At 76.0% G+C, this 19,289-nt stretch carries 17 protein-coding genes; 8 read left to right on the plus strand and 9 right to left on the minus strand.

Annotation, left to right across the window (positions count from 1 at the left end):
- Positions 1-25: 25 nt before the first annotated feature.
- The gene (locus ACIPXM_RS20200; protein ID WP_401657422.1) at positions 26-2,035 is read right to left on the minus strand and encodes an NAD-binding protein; all 2,010 of its coding nucleotides are present in this window, start codon (positions 2,033-2,035) and stop codon (positions 26-28) included.
- Between the two features lie 200 nt (positions 2,036-2,235).
- Between ACIPXM_RS20200 and ACIPXM_RS20205 the strand changes: the two genes are divergently transcribed.
- Entirely contained in the window at positions 2,236-3,528 is a 1,293-nt protein-coding gene (locus ACIPXM_RS20205; RefSeq protein WP_401657174.1) for a D-alanyl-D-alanine carboxypeptidase family protein, read from the plus strand.
- Positions 3,529-3,550: 22 nt separating this feature from the next.
- On the opposite strand, the gene ACIPXM_RS20210 is transcribed toward ACIPXM_RS20205, so the two are convergent.
- From ACIPXM_RS20210 to ACIPXM_RS20220, 3 genes are all read right to left on the minus strand, one after another.
- Positions 3,551-3,898, minus strand: a complete 348-nt coding sequence (locus tag ACIPXM_RS20210; protein ID WP_401657176.1) for a DUF3040 domain-containing protein — start codon at positions 3,896-3,898, stop codon at positions 3,551-3,553.
- Between the two features lie 97 nt (positions 3,899-3,995).
- Positions 3,996-4,220 carry a DUF5133 domain-containing protein gene (locus tag ACIPXM_RS20215; protein ID WP_401657178.1) on the minus strand — a complete coding sequence of 75 codons (225 nt, stop codon included), beginning with the start codon at positions 4,218-4,220 and terminating at the stop codon, positions 3,996-3,998.
- 102 nt (positions 4,221-4,322) lie between these two features.
- The gene (locus tag ACIPXM_RS20220) at positions 4,323-5,195 is read right to left on the minus strand and encodes a glutathione S-transferase C-terminal domain-containing protein (protein WP_401657180.1); all 873 of its coding nucleotides are present in this window, start codon (positions 5,193-5,195) and stop codon (positions 4,323-4,325) included.
- Positions 5,196-5,614: 419 nt separating this feature from the next.
- On the opposite strand from ACIPXM_RS20220, the gene ACIPXM_RS20225 reads away from it, so the two are divergent.
- From ACIPXM_RS20225 to ACIPXM_RS20240, 4 genes are all read left to right on the plus strand, one after another.
- Positions 5,615-6,073 (plus strand): RrF2 family transcriptional regulator, encoded by a 459-nt coding sequence (locus tag ACIPXM_RS20225; RefSeq protein WP_401657182.1) that lies wholly within the window; start codon positions 5,615-5,617, stop codon positions 6,071-6,073.
- Positions 6,074-6,233: 160 nt separating this feature from the next.
- Complete coding sequence (locus ACIPXM_RS20230) at positions 6,234-7,487, plus strand: acyl-CoA dehydrogenase (protein WP_401657184.1); 1,254 nt, start codon at positions 6,234-6,236, stop codon at positions 7,485-7,487.
- A gap of 142 nt (positions 7,488-7,629) precedes the next feature.
- Positions 7,630-8,529 (plus strand): universal stress protein, encoded by a 900-nt coding sequence (locus tag ACIPXM_RS20235; RefSeq protein WP_401657186.1) that lies wholly within the window; start codon positions 7,630-7,632, stop codon positions 8,527-8,529.
- A 106-nt stretch (positions 8,530-8,635) separates the two neighbouring features.
- Positions 8,636-9,295: a CAP domain-containing protein gene (locus ACIPXM_RS20240; protein ID WP_401657188.1), complete on the plus strand. Its 660-nt coding sequence runs from the start codon at positions 8,636-8,638 to the stop codon at positions 9,293-9,295.
- Positions 9,296-9,326: 31 nt separating this feature from the next.
- Here the strand turns inward: ACIPXM_RS20240 and ACIPXM_RS20245 are convergent, their stop codons facing one another.
- From ACIPXM_RS20245 to ACIPXM_RS20265, 5 genes are all read right to left on the minus strand, one after another.
- On the minus strand, positions 9,327-10,862 hold the full coding sequence (locus ACIPXM_RS20245) for a sigma-70 family RNA polymerase sigma factor (protein ID WP_401657190.1): 1,536 nt from the start codon (positions 10,860-10,862) through the stop codon (positions 9,327-9,329).
- A gap of 150 nt (positions 10,863-11,012) precedes the next feature.
- Positions 11,013-11,303, minus strand: coding sequence for a hypothetical protein (locus tag ACIPXM_RS20250; RefSeq protein ID WP_401657192.1), 291 nt, complete (start codon positions 11,301-11,303; stop codon positions 11,013-11,015).
- 155 nt (positions 11,304-11,458) lie between these two features.
- On the minus strand, positions 11,459-13,684 hold the full coding sequence (locus tag ACIPXM_RS20255; RefSeq protein WP_401657194.1) for an NADP-dependent isocitrate dehydrogenase: 2,226 nt from the start codon (positions 13,682-13,684) through the stop codon (positions 11,459-11,461).
- Between the two features lie 50 nt (positions 13,685-13,734).
- A complete protein-coding gene (locus tag ACIPXM_RS20260; protein ID WP_401657196.1) occupies positions 13,735-14,769 on the minus strand; it encodes a phosphoesterase in 1,035 nt (344 codons plus the stop codon).
- 218 nt (positions 14,770-14,987) lie between these two features.
- Positions 14,988-16,829: a glycoside hydrolase family 15 protein gene (locus tag ACIPXM_RS20265; RefSeq protein ID WP_401657198.1), complete on the minus strand. Its 1,842-nt coding sequence runs from the start codon at positions 16,827-16,829 to the stop codon at positions 14,988-14,990.
- A 187-nt stretch (positions 16,830-17,016) separates the two neighbouring features.
- Between ACIPXM_RS20265 and ACIPXM_RS20270 the strand changes: the two genes are divergently transcribed.
- From ACIPXM_RS20270 to ACIPXM_RS20280, 3 genes are all read left to right on the plus strand, one after another.
- On the plus strand, positions 17,017-17,820 hold the full coding sequence (locus tag ACIPXM_RS20270) for a glycosyltransferase family 2 protein (protein ID WP_401657200.1): 804 nt from the start codon (positions 17,017-17,019) through the stop codon (positions 17,818-17,820).
- Positions 17,821-18,007: 187 nt separating this feature from the next.
- Positions 18,008-18,517, plus strand: coding sequence for a hypothetical protein (locus ACIPXM_RS20275; RefSeq protein WP_401657202.1), 510 nt, complete (start codon positions 18,008-18,010; stop codon positions 18,515-18,517).
- Positions 18,514-19,284, plus strand: coding sequence for a glycosyltransferase (locus tag ACIPXM_RS20280; protein ID WP_401657204.1), 771 nt, complete (start codon positions 18,514-18,516; stop codon positions 19,282-19,284). Before ACIPXM_RS20275 ends, ACIPXM_RS20280 begins: the two co-directional genes overlap by 4 nt.
- Positions 19,285-19,289 lie beyond the last annotated feature (5 nt).

Genomic DNA, 19,289 nt, shown 5'->3' on the forward strand with positions numbered 1-19,289 from the left:
GGGCGGGTGAACCGGCGGTGGAGCGTCAGGAGTTGGCGTCCTCAGGCGCCCCGGTCGCCCCGGGCGCCACCGGTGCGGCCGTCCCCGGCGCCGACGGCGCCGCCGCCTGCCCCTCGGGGGTCACGGACGCCGGGTTGCGGGGGTAGCGGCCGTGGAGTTCGGCGAGGCCGCGGCGGGTGGCGGCGACCACCACCCGGTCCCTGGGCCCGAGCACATGCCGGGCGGGGACCTCCGACACCGCCCCGTAGCCGGAGCGGTCCAGCGGCACGCCCGCCTCGCCACGGGCGATCACCCGCCAGGCGCCGCGCTCGAACGCCTCGGCGGCGGTGCGTCCGGCGAGCAGCGGATGGTCGGCGACGTCGAGCGCGGCGAACAGGAGCACCCGGCGTTCGACCGGGATGGCGCCCAGGATCTGGCGGCCCATCATCGCCCCGGCGAACGAGGGCGCGGCCAGGTGGGAGACGCTGCGGCTGCGGGTGACGGAGCCGGGGTGGACGGCGCGCAGGGTGCGGTAGACGGCGGTGGCGAAGTCGTCGTCGTACAGGCGCAGGGCGACCCGCAGGCCGGGGCTGATGGTGCGGGCGTGCAGGGCGGCTTCGAGGTTGGTGATGTCGACGCTGGTGAGGGCGAGCAGGGCGCGGGCGCGGTGGATCCGGGCGGCTTCCAGGACGCCTTCCTCGGTGACGTCGCCGATGACGGTCGGCACCCGGAGGCGGCGGGCGAGGGCGAGGCCGCGGGCCTCGGGGTCGGCCTCGACGCAGACCACCGGGATGTTCATGCGGCGCAGCCGGGCGAGCACCCGGGTGCCGACCTTGCCGAGGCCGAGCAGCACCACGTGGCCGGAGAGGCCGCGCGGCGGGCGGCGCAGGGTGGTGGCGCTGCGGAAGGTGCCGAAGGCTTCCAGGAGGGCGGCGATGACCACGGGGAGGAGCAGGAGTCCGACGAATCCGGCGAGGATCTGGAGGAGTTGGCGGCTGGTGTGCTCGCCGACGGCCGGGTCCCCGATGGCGAAGATGTCGAGCAGGATCAGATAGGCGGCGTGCAGGGGGTGGTCGCCGGTGGTGAGGGTGGAGGCGACGGTGAGCGCGAGGACCGCGACGAGGACTCCGGCGAGCGACCAGCGCAGACGGCGGGAGAACAGCGAGCCGACCGGGAGGCCGGTGCCGCTGAGCCAGCCGGTGGACTGGGCGGGGCCCTCGTAGCGGACGGTCTCCAGGGCGACGATGCCGCGTCCGGTGGCGGCGGCGATCTCGGCGTCGTCGGGCAGCAGCCGCGGGCCGAGTGCGCCGCTGCCCTCGGCGCCCTCGCAGCCGGCCGGGTCGGTGGTGGTGGCGGAGAGCAGGGCGAGGGTGCACAGGCCGGGGTCGGCGACCTCGCCGGGGGCGGGCGGGGTGCGGTCCACGGCGTGCAGCAGCAGGCCCCCGGCCTGGATGACCTTGCGGCTGCCCGCGACGGCGGTCGCGGCGAGCGCGGGGGCGGCGGTGTCGGCGTCGGAGAGCACGGTCGTGGTGGCGTCGGGCTTGTCCGGGTCGAGGCCGGGTTCGGCGACGGCGGCGGCCTGGTCGAGGAGGGTGGCGAGGTGCTGGCCGAGCCTGCGGTTGTAGAGCCGGATGACGAGGCGGACGCGCGGGTTGAGGCGGCGGGCGGTGAGCGCGGCGCGGATGTTGCGCTCGTCGTCCTCGAAGACGAGGGCGAGCGCGGCGGCCCGCTCGATGCCCGCGTCGAGCAGGGCGGTGTCGTCCATCTCGGTGGTCTCGATCAGCCGGATGGTGCGTGTCTCGGCGGGCGCGGACCCGGCGGCGCCGCCCGCGGGACCGCCCGTGGAGCCGCCGGCGGGGCCGCCCGCCGCGGCCGTCCGCGCGACGGCGGCGGTCACCCGGCCGAACAGCGCCAGCGCCCGTCCGGTGCCGGTCGCGGCGGGCCGGTCGGCGGGAGTGCTCGTCCCGGGGACGAGCAGGGTGACGCGCTCGCCGTACATCTCGTGCAGCTCGGCCGCGAGACGGTGGGCGAGGACGTCGTCGCCGCAGACGACCATGTGTTCGACCGACGGCGGCTGTGCGGCGCCGGGGGTGGCAACGGACCTGCTCTGGTACGGGAGTGAGGACACGTCACCAGGATGCCCTGTCCCACCGACAGTCCCGCCACGCGCCCGTTCGGCGGGACCGTCGCGACACGATTGGGCCGGTCGGCGCACTCCGTCCTGCGGCGGCCGGTGCGGGTTCCTACGGTGGCTGAATGATCGTCACGCCAGCTGTCCGTCTTGCCGCCGCCGGTGCCTCGGCCCTGCTGATCACCCTGCCGGTGCCCGCTGCCGCGGCCGTCGCCGCCGAGCCCACGCCGCCCGTGCGCTCCTTCGTCGATCCCGCCCGGCTCGACCGGTCGGGCACCCAGGTCCAGCCGTTGCGCGGGGCGCCCGCGCTGCCCTCGGTGTCGGCGGTCGCCTGGGTGGTGGCCGACGCGTCGACCGGCGAGGTGCTCGCGGCGCGCAACGCCCACAAGCCGCTGCCGCCCGCCAGCACCTTGAAGACGCTGTTCGCGCTGACGGCGCTGCCGGGGCACAGCGCGGACGAGCGGCACACGGTCTCGGACGAGGAGCTGACCGGGATCGGCGAGGGCAGCAGCATGGTGGGCGTGAAGGAGGGCTACACGTACAAGGTGTCGGACCTGTGGAACGGGGTGTTCCTGAGCTCGGGGAACGACGCCGTGCACGTGCTCGCGTCGATGAACGGCGGCTGGGACGCGATGTCCCGGCGGATGCAGGCGAAGGCCCGCTCCCTGGGGGCCCGGGACACCCGCGTGGTGTCGCCGGACGGCTACGACGCGCCGGGCCAGGTGTCGTCCGCGTACGATCTGGCGGTCTTCGGGCGGGCCGGGCTGCAGGACCCGCAGTTCACCCGGTACTGCTCGACGCCGTACGCCGATTTCCCGGCGGGCGGCTGGTCGTACGGGATCGCCAACACCAACCGGCTGCTCACGGGCGCGGACGGGGTCGGCCGCTATCCGGGTCTGATCGGTGTGAAGAACGGTTACACCAGCGGCGCGGGCAACACCCTGATCGCGGCGGCGAAGCGGGGGGCGCGGACGCTCGTGGTGTCGGTGATGAACCCGCAGGGCGGTGGCGGGCTCGCCGTGTACGAGGAGGCGCGGGAGCTGCTCGACTGGGGCTTCGACGCGTCGGGCCGGGTGCAGCCGGTGGGCTCACTCAAGCCGGGCAGGGACACCCGGGAGGCGGCAGCGACGGAGCGGGTGCGGTCCCGTTCGGGTGCTGCCCGGGCGGCCGGGACGGACCCGGCGCACGTCCGCGCGCAGGCGGGTCCGCAGCCGGGCGAGGAGTCCGGGCGGACGGCGGACGGGGCGGTACGGGCCGCGTCGGCGGCCGACGAGCACGCCGCTCCGGCCGGGGCGGCGGCGAAGGGGGCGACGCCGTCGGGCACGGCGGCGGGCCTGCCCCTGGCCCTGGTGGGGGCGGCGCTCGGCGCGGCGCTCTCACTGTGGCTGTGGCGCCGTTTCGGGGCCCGCGGCAACTGACCGGGAGCGCCGGGCACACCCCTCAGGGGTGTGCCCGTTCGTCCTCGTCCGGGCGGGGGCGTTCGTCGCCCGTCAGGTGGCGGTGCGACCAGCGCAGCAGCAGGCGCAGGGCGCACACCAGGGTGAGGACCCAGGCGACGGCGAAGGACCAGACGAGGGCCGGGTGCTGGCCCGCCACGGCCATGACGAAGAGGATCAGGGTCACCGGGGCGAGCACCATGGTGGCCGGGCCGAGGAGGCGGCCGGTGCCGGGGCGCAGCCGGGTGCGGCCGCTGCCGAGGGCCCGGACGAAGCCGGTGTCGGCCCCCAGGTCCTGCTCGATCTCAGCGAGGATCCGTCGCTCGCGCGGCGAGAGCTGTGCACCGTCCATCGCCGACACCTCCCGCCCGACTCGCCGTGCCCGTACGTGACGTGACGCTATCCGGCGGATACCCCGGCCGGTGCCCGTCGAACCCCTCCGGGCGCCATCAAGGCGCCGGAGCGGGCGCCGGGGCGGGCGCGGCGGTGTAGTGCTCGGCGGCCCGCACCGCCGCCCGGGCGCTGCGCTCGCCCATGAGGACGCACAGGGTGTACGTGGTGTCCTCGAAGCGGCTGCGGGCGACGAGGTCGGACGGCCGGGCGACGACCTGCCGTTCCAGCGCGTGGTAGCTCCGCAGCAGCCGGTCGATCGCGGCGCGGTCGGGGAGCAGCATCGGTCCTCCTGGGTCTCGCCCGGCCCCCCGGTCACCCCATGGTGGGGGCGGCCGGGCACCGGCGCGACCCGCACGGTCACGCTCCGCGACCGGGGTGCCGGGTCAGGGGCGCGGGGCGGGCCAGTCCACGATCCGCATGGCGGCTCCGGCGGCCTCGCGGCCCCGGCAGTGGGCGCGGTGCCGGTCGAGGAGGGCGTCGAGGTCGAGGTGGCGGGCGAAGGCGGGGTGGGCGGCGAGCCGGGCGGCGTAGGCCCAGAGCGCGGGGTGGCCGGCGACCCGTTCCATGGCGGCGGCGTCGAGGTGCCAGCGGTGCACGGTGTCGAGCTGGACGAGGGTCGTCCACACGGTGACGTCGGCGGCGGTGATGCGGTCGCCGAGGACGTACGGGTGGCTGCCGAGGCGCCGTTCGAGCGAGCCGAGCGCGGCGAACAGGACGGTCAGCGGGTCGTGGTGGGCGGCGGTGTCGTCGAGGCCGAGCTCTCCGGCGCGCTGGGCGGCCGCGTTGACGCTGCGGGCGCACAGGTCGGCGACGGCGCGCAGCTCGTCCGCCCGGTCCGCCGGGAGGAGTCCTGGCCCGTCGCCGCCGAACCGCAGGGCGAGGTCGCGCAGGATGTCGGGCACGTGGGTGGAGACGATCCGGCCGGTCCAGCCGTCGCTGAGGACGGGCGCGGCGGCCGGGCCCCGGTAGAGGTGGGCGCTCGCCTCGTACAGCGGGCGCAGCGCGGTGTAGCCGCCGTCGGGGGTGTCGGGCAGCGCCGGGAGCAGCTGGAGCGGCAGGGTGTCGTCGAGGCCGAGCAGGCTGTGGGTGACGGCGACGGCGAGACAGCCGGGTTCGCCGGGGGCCAGGTGGAGCCGGTAGCGGTGCGGGACGGGGTAGTGGCCGCTGCGGACGTCCCGGCCGATCCGGCCGCGGAAGGCGGGCGGGGTGCCGGTGGCGAGGGTGGCGGCGGCGAGGGCGGGACGGGCGACGGACATGGTGCTCCCTGGGTGCTCGGTGCCGGGTCGCGGCGCGGGCGCGGGGCGGCGCCCGCCCGGAGGCGGCGGGAGGTACGGAGAGGAGGGCCGGGAGGGCCGGCAGCGACCGACGCGGTGGCCGGATTCCGCGCGGGTGGGGGTGCGGCGGCGCGGCGGCGGAAGGGCTCGTCCGGCACGGCGGCGGTCCGGGGCGGGTCCTGGCGGCGGCTCAGACCGCGCTGCAGACCCGCAGCAGGTCGATGTGGCGCCGGGAGGTCAGGGCGAGCGGGCGCGGCGGGCGGGCGGTGTGTGCCCGGTCCGGTGCTGCGGCGGCTGCCATGCTTCCCTACCTGTTCGCTCGGGTTTCCCGACCCCGAGTGTGGGAGCACCGGGTTCCGGCGTCAAGGGTGCGGTACCGGACGGCTATGCATAATGCGCGTATGCGCATTTCAGCCAGGGCCGATTACGCGGTGAGGGCCGCCCTCCAGCTCGCCGCCGCCCAGGACAGCGGTCCGGTGAAGGCCGAGGCGATCGCCGACTGCCAGGGCATCTCGCACAAGTTCCTGGAGGGCATCCTCGGCGACATGCGCAAGGGCGGCCTGGTGCAGAGCCAGCGCGGCGGCAACGGCGGCTACTGGCTGGCGAAGCCCGCGGCGGAGATCTCGGTCGCCGATGTGATCCGGTGCGTGGAGGGCCCGTTGGTGTCGGTGCGCGGGGTGCGGCCGCCGGAACTGACGTACACCGGTCCCGCCGAGTCGCTGCTCACGCTGTGGGTCGCGCTGCGGGCGAATGTCCGCCAGGTGCTCGACGGTGTCTCGCTGGCCGAGATCGCGGCGGCGCGACTGCCGGCCGACGTGGTGGCCCTTGCCGAGGACCCGGCGGCCTGGACCAACCCCTGACGGCGCCGAGTTCACTTCCTTGCCCAGCCCGCGAGACGTCATCGTCCGCGATGCGGACGGCTCTTGGGGCCCCGGCGGCACCTCTGCCACTATCCCTACTAATCCAGTGGGGATACTAGGGATCCTGTGAGGTGACGTGAGAACGCCGAAGAAGTCCGTGATGCGCCCCACCTCCGACCGTCCCGCCGACGACGAGATCTGGCTCCGGGTCACCCGCGAACTCGCGGACGACCTGGCCGTGGACGCCGCCGCCCGGGACCGGGCCGGACGCGCCCCGTACGACGAGGCGGCCCGGCTGCAGGAGGCCGGACTGCCCGCGCTGCTGACCGCGCCGGGGCCGCACGGGCCCGCCGGGGTCTGGCGGACGGCCTGCGGGGTGATCAGGGAACTCTCGGCGGCGGACGGCTCGGTCGGTGAACTCCTCGCCCACCACACCGTGTTGTCCTGGACCTCCCGGTTCCTCGCCCAGGACACCGGCCCCGCCACCCCCGGCTCCGCCGCCGACGCGCTCGACTCCCGTACCGTGCGCGGCCGTTGGCTGCTCGCCGGAGCGGTCGAGCCGCCCCGGCCCGACACCGGCGGGCCCGCCCTCACGGCGACCCCGGCCGGTGGCGGCGGGTATCTCCTGGACGGGCGGCGGGCGTTCGCCTCCGGCGTCGCGGTGGCGGACCGGCTGGTGGTCGGCGCCCGCTGTACCGAGACCGGCGACCTGCTGCTCCTGCTCGTGGACCCGGCACACCCGGCGGTACGGGCCGAGGCCGGTGCCGAGCGGGTCGGCCAGCGGCTGGTCGGCGCGGGCACGGTCGCCTTCCACCAGGTGCCGGTCCCGGCCGCCGACGTGCTGGGCGCGCTCCCCCGCGACGAGCACGCCATCGCCCCGTACGCGACGCTCGCCCCGCTCGCCCTGCGGCTGCTCCTGGTGCACGTCGGGCTCGGCATCGCCGAGGGCGCGCTCGCCGAGGCCCGGGACATCAGCCGGGCCCGGCAGGCCGGGCCCGGACCCGGCGCCGAACTCCCGGCCGGGGACCCGTACCTGCTCCTCGCGTACGGCGAGCTGGCGACGGCCGCGCACACCGCCGCCACCGTCGTCGAGCGGGCGACGGAGGCGCTGGCCCACGGGCTCGCCGCCGGACGGCTGCTCGGCGTGGAGGAACGCGCGGACATCGCCGTCCTGGTGGCGGCGGCCGAGACGGTCGCCCATCGCGCGGCGCTCGACATCACCACCCGGATCCTCCAGCTGGTGGACCCGGCGACGGAAACCGGCGCCGAACCACGGCTCCAGGGGCCGGGCTTCGACCGTTTCTGGCGCGATGTCAGGGCGCTGACCGCGTCCGTCGCGCCGGACCACCGGCTCCGGGACATCGGCGACCACTACCTCAACGGCAGCCACGCCCGGCTCACCCTGCTGGTGTGAGCCGCGCGCGGTGCGGCCGGCAGCGCGCCGCTTCGGCCACGTCGGGACGTCCGGCCCTGCCGGAAGGGGGTCCGATGGCCCAAGCTGGAGGCGAGGGTTCCGTGCACGGCGGGCCCCACAGCGCACCGACGGAGGCAGCCTGATGAGTCGTGAGATCGTCGCGGGAGTGGACGGTTCCCCGGAGAGCCTCGCCGCGGCGGACTGGGCCGCGCGGGAGGCGCTGCGGCGGGGCCTGCCGCTGCGGCTCGTGCACGCCTGGCGGTGGGAGCCGCTCGACCTGCCGCTGGTCCAGGACCCGACGACCCAGCAGCGGGCCGCCCGCGAGGTGCTGAGCGGGGCGGCGGCCACGCTCACCGCACGCCACCCGGAGCTCTCCCTCGACACCGAGCTGATCGGGGACGCCCCGGTCGCCGCGCTGCTCGGCACCCTCGGCCGGGCCGAACTGCTCGCGCTCGGCTCGCGCGGCCACGGCGCGGTGACCGGATTCCTGCTCGGCTCGTACGGCCAGCAGATCATCGCGGAGGCGACGGTGCCGGTGGTCGCGGTGCGCGCCCGGGACGATCTGCCCGCCGAACAGGCCGCCGAGGCGTCGGGCGGGCAGGTCCTGGTGGGCCAGCACGGCACGCCGGAGGACAGCGCGGCGGCGCTGCGCTTCGCGTTCGAGACGGCGGCGGCCCGCGGCGCCTCGGTCCGCGCGGTGCGGGCGTGGAGCCTGCCGCCGCTGTTCGCGTACAGCCCGGGGTCGCTGCGGCTCGCCGACGAGGCGGGCGGGCTCGTCCCGTACGAGGAGAAGGCGCTGCGCGAGGCCCTCGCGCCGTGGCGGGAACGTCACCCGGACGTGCCGGTCACCGAGCACGTGGAACTCGGCAGCGCCGGGCAGGTGCTGCTCTCCGGGGCGGGCGCGGCGCAGCTCCTGGTGGTGGGGCGCCGGGCCAGGCGCGGTGCGCTGGGCTCCCGGATCGGTTCCGTGGCGCACGCGGCGCTGCATCTGGCGCCGTGCCCGGTCGCGGTGGTGCCGCAGGAGGTTGACCCGCAGGATTGACGAGGAGTGTCGCGCTCTCCGCGACCGGAAAGTATGACCGCCGTCGTCCCGGTGGCCCTTCCGGCACCGGATCCGGCGGCCTCGACGGACGAGAGGGCGGAGTTCCATGCGGCACCACGGCGACGACGGTGGCCACGGCACCGAGCGGCGGGACCGGCGGACCGGCCGGGGCAGACACCGGCGGGAGGGCCCGCGGCCCGTCCGCCCGCCCGGTGGCGGGCGCGGGCCCTCGTTCCGGGCCGGGACGGCCCTCGTGGGCACCCTCGCGGCGGCGCTCGCCCTGCTCACCGGGGTGTATGTGACGGGCGGCCCCGACGGCCCGGACCCGGGCCCGGCGGCCGTACCGGTGGCGGCCGTGCGGGAGGCGCCCGCGACGACCGCCGGGCAGTATGTGACGCAGGTGGTGAACCTGGTCAACGCCGAGCGCCGCAAGGGCGGTTGCCCGGCGCTGCGGGCGGACGGCAGGCTGCGGTCGGCCGCCCAGCGGCACGCGGACGACATGGCGGCCCGCGACTACTACGCCCACGCGGGCCGGGACGGGCGGGACGCGGGCGACCGGATCACGGCGGCCGGGTACGACTGGTCGTCCTGGGGCGAGAACATCCACCGGGGGCCGCGGTCGCCCGCGCAGGCGGTGGCGGAGTGGATGAACAGCGAGGGGCACCGGGCGAACATCCTGAACTGTTCCTTCCGGGACCTCGGCGTCGGCGTGAACCTGACGGCGAACGGGCCCTGGTGGGTGCAGGACTTCGCCACCCGGCGCTGACCCGTCGGCCTGCCCCCCCCGCATGACCGGGTCAGGGGCCGCTCGGGGCGGCGAGCTCCTGCACCCAGACGGTGCCGTCCGGGCCCGGCACGGCGGCGACGCCGGTGTGCCGGTAGCGGCAGTTCAGCAGATTGGCCCGGTGCGGCGGGTCGGCGAGCCAGTCGTCGACGACCGCCTTGGGGCGGCGCTGGCCCTGGGCCAGGTTCTCGGCCCAGGCGCCCCAGGGGTATCCGGCCCGGGTCAGCCGGGTGCCGGAGTCGGTGCCCTCGGGGTCGGTGTGGGCGAGATAGCCGCGCTCGACCATGTCCGCGCCGAAGGTACGGGCCACCGCCGAGAGCCGGGGATCGACGCTCAGCGGGCCGCAGCCGGCCGCCGCCCGGTGTCGGTTGACCAGCCGGGTGACCTCCGCCTCGGGGCTCGGGCGCGGTGGCGGCACCGTGCTGCGGCGGGGCGTGGGCGTCGGGGACGGGGCGCGCGGCGGCGGGGTGGTCGCGGCGGGGGTGCTCGACGGCGGGGTGGTGACGACCGGCCGGGTGAGCGCGCGGTCGGGTTCGGTGGGGCCGCCGGGTATGAGCAGCAGCACGGCGGCGCCGAGCGCCACGACCGCGCCGCCGCCGAGCAGCAGCCCGCGCCGCCCGCCCGCGGCCGCACCCGCGCCGGGTCCCGGACCCGGACCGGACCCCGGCCCGGGAGGGACCACGTCCGCCGCCACCGTCGCCATCGCCGGTGCGCCCCCGCTCCCCCGCCCCGCCCACACGAGCAGCGGCGGCACCAGCGCGAGGCCCACCAGGAGCCCCTCGGCCGGGGCGAGCCCGGAGCGGCCGGCGGCGCAGCGGGCGCAGCCGTCGAGGTGGCGGGCGAGGCGTTTGCGCCAGAGCGGGGAGGGCCGGCCGTCCCAGGCGGCGGTGGTGTCGGCGAGCCCGGGGCAGGGCGGTGCGGCGGCGAGCGCCCGTACCAGCGCCCGGCCGGTCTCCAGGCGGCCCTTCATCCGCTGGACGCGGACGGCGGCGTGCGCGGGCGGGATCTCCAGAGCGGTGGCGAGTTCGGCGCGGGTCAGTTCGCCCGCGGCCTCCAGCCACCACAGGGAGAGCACCTCGCGGTCGTCCTCGTCGAGCCAGCGGGTGGCCTCGGCGGCCTCGCGGCGCTGGCCGGTGAGGCCGAGGCGGAGGATGGTCAGCTCGGTGAAGTCGCCCGCCGGGTCGGGCAGGGCCGCGGCCCGTTCCAGGCCGGGCAGCGGCGCCCGGCGGCGCTCGTGCCAGCGGCGCCGTACCCGGTTCAGCGCGATGGCGACCAGCCAGGACCGGAAGCGGCCGGGGTCGCGCAGCGCGGGCAGCCCGTCGAGGGCGCGGACCATCGTCTCCTGGACCAGGTCGTCGACGTCCGCGTGGCCGTCCAGGGCCCGGCCGACGATGTTGTAGACCAGCGGCAGGTGGGCCCGTACCAGCGCGTCCTCGGCGAGCGCGTCACCGGCCCGCGCCGCCTCGACGAGCGCGGCGGTGCCGTTCTCGTCCCGGTGCCCGTCGCGGTGCTCGTCGCCGTGGACATCGCTGTGCACGTCGCTGTGCATGTGTGGTGCTCCCCTGGGGCCTGTCGTCCGGGGCCCGCCGGGTGCGGGCCACGATCAGGAGACCGCCGGGGGCGGTCCGCATAACAGTTTTCTGCCGGGTTCCTGCCGGGAACACCGTGCCGTACGGACGCCCGTACGGCCACCCGCGGGCTACCCCGACAGGTGCGGCAGGGTCGGCACCGTGGCCCCGCCCCCTTCCCGTACGGCCGCGACGACCGCGTCGTGCAGGTCCCGGCTGTTCTCCTCCGATCCGCAGGGAACCGGACTTCCCGACATGGTGAACCAGTCGGAGGCGCCGCTGTACTGCACGGCCACACGTGCCTCACCGTCGATGTAGGTGGTGTGCACGGTCAGATCGCCCGTGAGCACACCCGCTTCGACGGTCAGCACCCCGCCACGCCCGGTGTAGACACCGGCGGTCGTCCATGATGCCCAGCTCATCCCTCCAGACTCACACCCGGACGGCGGATGCGCCACCGACACGGCCGCCCCGGACGGAGGGGTTCCGTCCGGGGCGGCCGGGGGGTCACCGGCGCGTCATCGCGCCTTCACCGACGGGGGTGCGAGACCCCCGTCGGGCGGGTGCCGGGGGTGCTTCAGGCGAGGGACGCGACGGCCTCGTTGAAGGTGGCCGACGGGCGCATCACGGCGGCGGCCTTGGCCGGGTCGGGCTGGAAGTAGCCGCCGATCTCGGCCGGGGCGCCCTGGACGGCGTTCAGCTCCTCGACGATCGTGGCCTCGTTGGCCGCGAGGGTCTCGGCGAGCGGCGCGAACGCCTTGGCCAGGTCCGCGTCCTCGGTCTGCTTGGCCAGCTCCTGGGCCCAGTACAGGGCCAGGTAGAAGTGGCTGCCGCGGTTGTCGATGCCGCCGACGCGACGGGTCGGCGACTTGTCCTCGTTGAGGAAGGTGCCGGTGGCGCGGTCGAGGGTGTCGGCGAGGATCTGGGCGCGGGCGTTGCCCGTGGTGCCGGCCAGGTGCTCGAAGGAGGCGGCCAGCGCGAAGAACTCGCCGAGCGAGTCCCAGCGCAGGTAGTTCTCCTTGACGAGCTGCTGGACGTGCTTCGGGGCGGAACCGCCGGCGCCGGTCTCGAAGAGGCCGCCGCCCGCCATCAGCGGGACGACCGACAGCATCTTGGCGCTGGTGCCCAGCTCCAGGATCGGGAAGAGGTCGGTCAGGTAGTCGCGGAGCACGTTGCCGGTGACCGAGATGGTGTTCTCGCCGCGGCGGATGCGGTCCAGGGAGAACCTGGTGGCCTCGACCGGGGACAGGACCTTGATCTCCAGGCCCTCGGTGTCGTGCTGCGGCAGGTACTGCTCGACCTTGGCGATCAGCTGGGCGTCGTGGGCGCGCTCGGCGTCCAGCCAGAAGACGGCCGGGTCGCCGGTGGCGCGGGCGCGGGTGACGGCGAGCTTGACCCAGTCCTGGATGGGCAGGTCCTTGGTCTGGCAGGCGCGGAAGATGTCGCCCTCGGCGACCTCCTGCTCCAGGACCGTGTTGCCCGCGGCGTCGACGAGGCGGACGGTGCCGGCCGCGGCGATCTCGAAGGTCTTGTCGTGGGAGCCGTACTCCTCGGCCTTCTGCGCCATCAGGCCGACGTTCGGGACGGAGCCCATGGTGGCCGGGTCGAAGGCGCCGTGCGCCTTGCAGTCCTCGATGACGGCCTGGTAGACGCCCGCGTAGGAGCTGTCCGGCAGCACGGCGAGGGTGTCGGCCTCCTGGCCGTCCGGGCCCCACATGTGGCCGGAGGTGCGGATCATGGCCGGCATCGAGGCGTCGACGATGACGTCGGACGGCACGTGCAGGTTGGTGATGCCCTTGTCCGAGTCGACCATGGCGAGCGCCGGGCCGTCGGCCAGCTCGGCGTCGAAGGACGCCTTGATCTCGTCGCCGAGACCGTGCGGGAGGGTGTCCAGGCCCTTGAGGACGGTGCCGAGGCCGTCGTTGGCGGACAGGCCGGCACCGGCGAGGACCTCGCCGTACTTGGCGAAGGTGGCCGGGAAGAAGGTCTTCACGACGTGGCCGAAGATGATCGGGTCGGAGACCTTCATCATGGTGGCCTTGAGGTGCACGGAGAACAGCACGCCCTCGGCCTTGGCGCGGGCGACCTGCTCGGCGAGGAAGGTGCGCAGGGCGGCGGCGCGCATCACGGAGGCGTCGACGACCTCACCGGCGAGGACCGGGACGGACTCGCGGAGCACGGTGGTGGTGCCGTCGGCGGCGACGTGCTCGATGCGCAGGGTGTCGGCGGCGGCCAGGACGGCCGACTTCTCGGTGGAGCGGAAGTCGTTCACACCCATGGTGGCGACCTCGGTCTTGGACTCGGAGGTCCAGGCGCCCATGCGGTGCGGGTGGGTCTTGGCGTAGTTCTTGACGGCGCCGGGCGCGCGGCGGTCGGAGTTGCCCTCACGCAGGACCGGGTTGACGGCCGAGCCCTTGATCTTGTCGTAGCGGGCGCGGATGTCGCGCTCCTCGTCGGTGCGGGCGTCGTCCGGGTAGTCCGGGAGCGCGTAGCCCTGTGCCTGGAGCTCGGCGATGGCGGCCTTGAGCTGCGGGATCGAGGCCGAGATGTTCGGCAGCTTGATGATGTTGGCCGCGGGGGTCTTGGCCAGCTCACCGAGCTCGGCGAGGGCGTCGGCGATGCGCTGGCCCTCCTCGAGACGCTCGGGGAAGGAGGCGATGATGCGCCCGGCCAGCGAGATGTCACGCGTCTCGACGTTGATGCCGGCGGTCGAGGCGTACGCCTGGATCACGGGCAGGAACGAGTAGGTCGCCAGCGCGGGCGCCTCGTCAGTGTGCGTGTAGATGATGGTCGAGTCAGTCACCGGATGTGCTCCGCTCCACGTCTGCGTCTGCGTCTCAAGATTGCTCGACATCAAGATATCTCGTGATCGGCGTCCTCGGGAAAGGGGTCCTCGGGAACGGGGTGCGAGATCCGGTACGGGGCGGGGCCCGGGTCGATGTCGACGTGGCGGAGCAGGCCGAGCAGGGCGAGCGCGACGGCGGCGCCGGTCCCGGCGGCGAGCGCCTGGCCGCAGCGGTGGGCGGTCCTGGGCAGCTCGACGGGGAAGGGTCCGGCGCCGGGCAGGCAGCCGGTGAGCAGCCAGCCGCCGAGGGCGAGCCCGCCGAGCGCGAGCAGGGCGAGCGGGACGAGGACGAGGAGGCGCTGCGGCGGCAGGCCGCGCCGGGAGGCCGGGCGGACCTTGCCGCGGCGGGCGAGCAGGGCGACGGTGGCGGCGAAGACGGCGAGCACCAGGAGGTCGGCGGCGATGACGTCGCCGGGGCGGTGACGGCCGGTGGCGACGCTCAGACCGCCGAGGGCGACGGCCCACAGGGCGCCGAGGCCGACGGCGACGCCGCGCAGCCGGAACGGCACGACCAGGCCGAGGGCGAGGGCGAGGCCCAGGGCCAGGACGGCGGGGCTGCTGGGGAAGCCGCTCTCGACGGCGACGCCGGAGGCGTCGAGGAAGCGGGGGCCCGGGGCGTAGCGCTGGAGCAGTTCGGCGGCGACCAGGGCGGCGGCGAGGCTGCCGAGGGCGGCGGTGAGGGCCGCGTAGCGCTTGCGGAGCACGGCGAGCGCGACGACGAGCAGCAGCACGAGGGCGAGCGAGAGGGTGCCGAGGCCCTGGAGCGAGGGGTGGTCGCGCAGGAAGCGGGCGACGGCCGGGTCGGTGAGCCGCCCGGCGACGGCGGCGTCGCCCCAGCGGCGGCCGGTCGTGGCGAGCACGAGTCCGGCGTAGGCCAGGGTGAGGAGCATGATCGCGGCGAGACTGACCCGCCGCATGCGTATCCGGACACGGGCGCTGAAGGATCCGGCGGCCTCTCCGGCGACGGCGGCGTACCACCACGTGGAAGCGGCGTCGATGCGCGGCGGCGAGCCGTCGGTACGGGGCCTGTCGAAGGGTGCCATGGCTCGATTCGACCCCGCCGGGCGCGGTGGCGCCCGCTGGAGTCACCCGAACGACGATGCCCGGGCGGCCGGGGTCGCGGGCCGGGGTCCGGCGGGGGTGCGCGCGGTGGCGTCCGGTGGCGATCAGTGACGTTCGGTGACCGTGCGGGGCGGTGGCCCGGGGGTCCTCCGGGGGGCGGCCGGTGGCCCTGGCGGGCGCCGGGGCGCCGGCGGCGCGGTCAGGCCAGGGCCGGGCGGCGGGCGGGCGCCTGGGCGGTGATCCGGGTCCTGCGGCGGGTCCCGTCGAGCGCGAACGCCGTGTTCACCAGGGCGACATGGCTCAGCGCCTGGGGCATGTTGCCGAGCTGGCGGCCCGCCGCCGGGTCCCATTCCTCGGCAAGGAGCCCGACGTCGTTGCGGACGTCGAGGACCCGCTCGAAGACGGTACGGGCCTCGGCCGGGCGGCCGGTCAGGGCGAGCGCGTCGGCGTACCAGAACGTGCAGGCGAGGAAGGCCCCTTCGGCGCCCGCGAGGCCGTCGACCTCGTGCACCTCGCCGTCGGGCGCCTCGTCGTAGCGGCGCAGGAAGCCTCGGTCGGTGAGGCCCGTCATGGCGTCGACGGTGGCGCGGACGCGGGGGTCGGTCGCGGGCAGGAAGCCGAGCACGGGGATCAGCAGGGCGGTCGCGTCGACCCGGCGGCTCCCGTAGTACTGGGTGAAGGCGCCGCGCTCGTCGCTCCAGCCGAACCGGCAGATGTCGGCGCGCAGTTCACCGCGCAGCGCCTGCCAGCGGCGGGCCGAGCCGCGCAGGCCCGCGACCCGGGCGAGCCGCAGCGCGCGGTCGGCGGCGACCCAGGCCATCACCTTGGAGTGGACGAACTGGCGGCGCGGGCCGCGGACTTCCCAGATGCCCTCGTCGGGTTCGCGCCAGTGCTCGGCGACGTGGTCCAGGAGCGCGGCCATCAGCTCCCACACCTGGCCGTCGATCGGGACCCCGGCGCGGACGGCGGAGTAGAGGGTGCCGAGCACCTCGCCGTAGATGTCGAGCTGGAACTGGGCCGCGGCGGCGTTGCCGAATCTGACGGGGCGTGAGTTCTCGTAGCCGGGCAGCCAGTCGGCGTGCGTCTCCGGGAGTCGGCGCTGTCCGGCGACCCCGTACAGCGGCTGCAGGTCGGCCGGGTCACCGGCCGCCGCCCGCACCAGCCAGTCGGTCCAGGCGGCGGCCTCGCGCCGGTAGCCGCCGCGCAGCAGACAGGACAGCGTGAAGGTGGCGTCGCGCAGCCAGCAGAAGCGGTAGTCCCAGTTGCGCCGGCCGCCGATGTGCTCGGGCAGGGAGGCGGTGGCGGCGGCGACGACCCCGCCGGTCGGCTCGTAGGTGAGGGCCTTGAGGGTGATCAGGGAGCGCATCACGGCGTCCCTGGCGGGCCCCTCGTAGCGCAGGCCGGCCGCCCAGTCGGTCCAGAACGCGAGGGTGCCGCCGAGGGCGGCGGACGCGTCGGGCAGCGGGGGCGCGGGGGCGTGCGAGGGGTGCCAGCCGAGCGTGAACACGACCCGCTGCCCGGCTTCCACCGGGAACGCGAAGCGGGTTCGGGCCGGGGTGACGTCCGGCTCCCCCGCGCCGGGTCCGCAGTGCAGCCGGGTCGCGTCGGGTCCGGCGACGCTGACGACGGTGCGCCGGTCGGGCGCGTGGGTGCGGGGCACGACGCCGCCGTGGTCGAAGCGGACGCTCAACTCGCCCCGCATCTCGACCCGTCCGGCGATCCCCTCCACGATCCGCACCAGGCACGGGCCGCCCCGTCGGCGCGGCGGCATGAAGTCGGTGAGCCGCACGGTGCCGCCGACGGATTCCCAGACGGTGTCGAGGACCAGGGTGTCGCCTCGGTAACCCCGGCGGCCGCAACGGCGGTTGCCGACCGGTGCGAGGAGCCAGCGGCCGTGCTCGGGGCCGCCGAGCAGGGCCGCGAAACTGGCGGGTGAGTCGAACCGGGGAGCGCACCACCAGTCGACGGAGCCATCGCGTCCGACGAGGGCCGCGGTCTCCAGATCACCGATGAGGGCGTAGTCCTCGATGCGCCCGGCCATGTCCGGAATTGTATTCCCGGGCGGTGGCCGCCGCAGGACCGCGGCCCGCCCCGCCGGACGGAGCGGCGGGCGGAGCGGCGGACGGGCCGCCGGGCGCCGTCGGCGGCGCTTGACCTGGGGGCGGCGCGCGCCGGATCCTGAAAGTCGTCCACGGAAACGGAACTCCGCACCTCCCGGAGGACGCCCCATGACCGGCCCCGAGAACCCCCGCGACGGCGAGCCGCATCCGCTGCGCCGCGCCACCGACCGGCTGCCCGGCCGGCCGGGTGCCGCCCCCGCCGCCGTCACCACGGCGAGCCTGGTGGTGACGATCCGGCCGGGCGACCGCGATCCGGACTGGCTGCTCGCCCGGCTGCCCGGGGCGGTACGCGAGGTGGTCCTGGTCGGCGGGGGTGCGGGCGGCGCCGGGCGGGCCGCGCCGGACGGGGTGCGGGTGCGCAGGCTGGGCCCCTGGGACACCGGACGCGGCGAGGTGCCGCACGCCGGGCTGCTCGCCGCGACCGGGGACCATCTGGTCCTGATGGGCGCCGACGGCAGCATGTCGCCGCAGGAGATCCCGCACTACCTGCACTATCTGGAGAGCGGCTTCGACTTCGTCAAGGGCTCCCGGTTCATCGCGGGCGGCGACCCGGCCGACTACCCGCTGGTACGGCGGCTCGGCCACCGCGCGCTGCTGCGGCTCGCCCGGCAGCTGTACGGGCAGCGGCTCACCGATCTCTGGTACGGGTTCTGCGCGTTCCGGCGCGAGTTCGTCGGTCTGCTCGATCTGCGTCCGGACGGGGTGGAGCTGGGCGCCGAGCTCGTCACCCACGCACTGCACTACGGTCTGCGGATCGCGGAGGTCCCGAGTCTCGAACTCCCGCGCCACCAGGGCCCGTCGGCGTCCCGCACGCTCCGCGACGGCGGCCGCATCCTGGGCACCCTGATCGAGGAGCGCCCGCACACGATGCTCCAGCGGATGCGGCCCGCCGTACGGCTCCGGGCGGGGTGAGGGGCGGGACGGCGGGCGGCGCGTCCGGCGGGCCGTCGGGAGGGGCCCGTCGGGATCACGGCCCGGCCCCAGAGGTTGACAAGGGACATACCCGGCATTAAGGGTGGAAGTCAGTGCTTCGCGCACGGCGAGGCACGCTCGCCCACCACAGACCCTCGGCAGGGTCGGTTGTCGGAAGAGGCGCGTCATGACCTCCCTCCCCATCAGCCGAGCGCCGGTGGCACCCGCCCCGCATCCGCTGCGCCGGGTGACCGACTGGCCGTCCGCCGACGCGCGCCGCCGCTCGCCGTGCACCCGCACCTCCCGCTACGGCCCGGCCGCCGCCGTGGCGCGTCCGGGGCACCCGGTCCACCCCGCCCGGCGTGCCTCCGACCGCGTGCGCGACGCGGCCCGGCTGTGCCGTCGCCGCGTCGGGGCCGCCCGGCCGCGCTGCGCACCCCGGCGCAGGCGCTCCCGCGCCGCCCGGACGCACACCGCGCGCGGGCGGCGCCGCGCCGCGAGCCCGGCCGGACCAGCGGCCGGACCTGATCCGGCACCCGGCCCGGCGACCGGCCCCAGGGCCCGTACCGCACCTCGTACCGCGTCCCGTACCGCGACCGGCCCCGCCGCCAGGCTCGTCCCCGCCCTGATCCCCGCCCTGATCCCCGCGCGACCCGCTCCGCGCCGCGCCCCCCTCCGAGGAGGCGAGGCGCGATGACCACCGCGCACCCGCACGCTCCCGCACCGCGCTCGCTGACCCGGCCGCCGGTCGAACTGGAGCTGATCATCCCGGCGTTCAACGAACGCCGACGGCTGCCCGGCACCGTCGCCGCCACGCTGCGCTTCCTGGCCGACCGCCCCTGGTCGTCGGCCGTCGTCGTGGTCGACAACAACAGCGTCGACGGCACCCTCGACGCCCTGGACGCCTTCACCGCCGACGGGCCCGCGGGCCCGGCCGGGCGGGTCGGGTTCCAGGTGATCGGCTGCGGCGACCGGGGCAAGGGCGCGGCGGTGCGCCGGGGCATCGAGACCTCGGCGGCCCGGTTCATCGGCTTCGCCGACGCCGACAACGCCACGCCCGTGGAGACCCTGGACCGGGTGATGCGGCTGCTGCGCGCGGGCCACGGCGCGGTGATCGCCTCCCGGCACGCGCCGGGCGCGCACCTCGCCGTCGAGCAGGGCACCCTGCGCCGGGGCGGCGGCGCGCTGTTCCGCTCGCTGGCGCGGCTCACGCTGCCGGAGATCGCCGACACCCAGTGCGGGTTCAAGTTCTTCCCCGGGACGCTGGCCCGCTCGATCGTCCGCGACTGCCACGTCGACGGCTTCGCCTTCGACGTCGAACTCCTCGCCCAGGTGGTCAAGGCCGGGCGTGATGTCGTCGAGGTGCCCGTCGAGTGGACGGACCGGGCGGGCTCCACGTTCTCGGCGCGGCGCGACGGGCTGCGTTCGATGGCCGATCTGCTGCGGATCTCGCTGGCGAGGTGAGCACC

It is taken from the genome of Streptomyces sp. NPDC090025 (assembly GCF_044748125.1).
GTDB lineage: Bacteria > Actinomycetota > Actinomycetes > Streptomycetales > Streptomycetaceae > Streptomyces.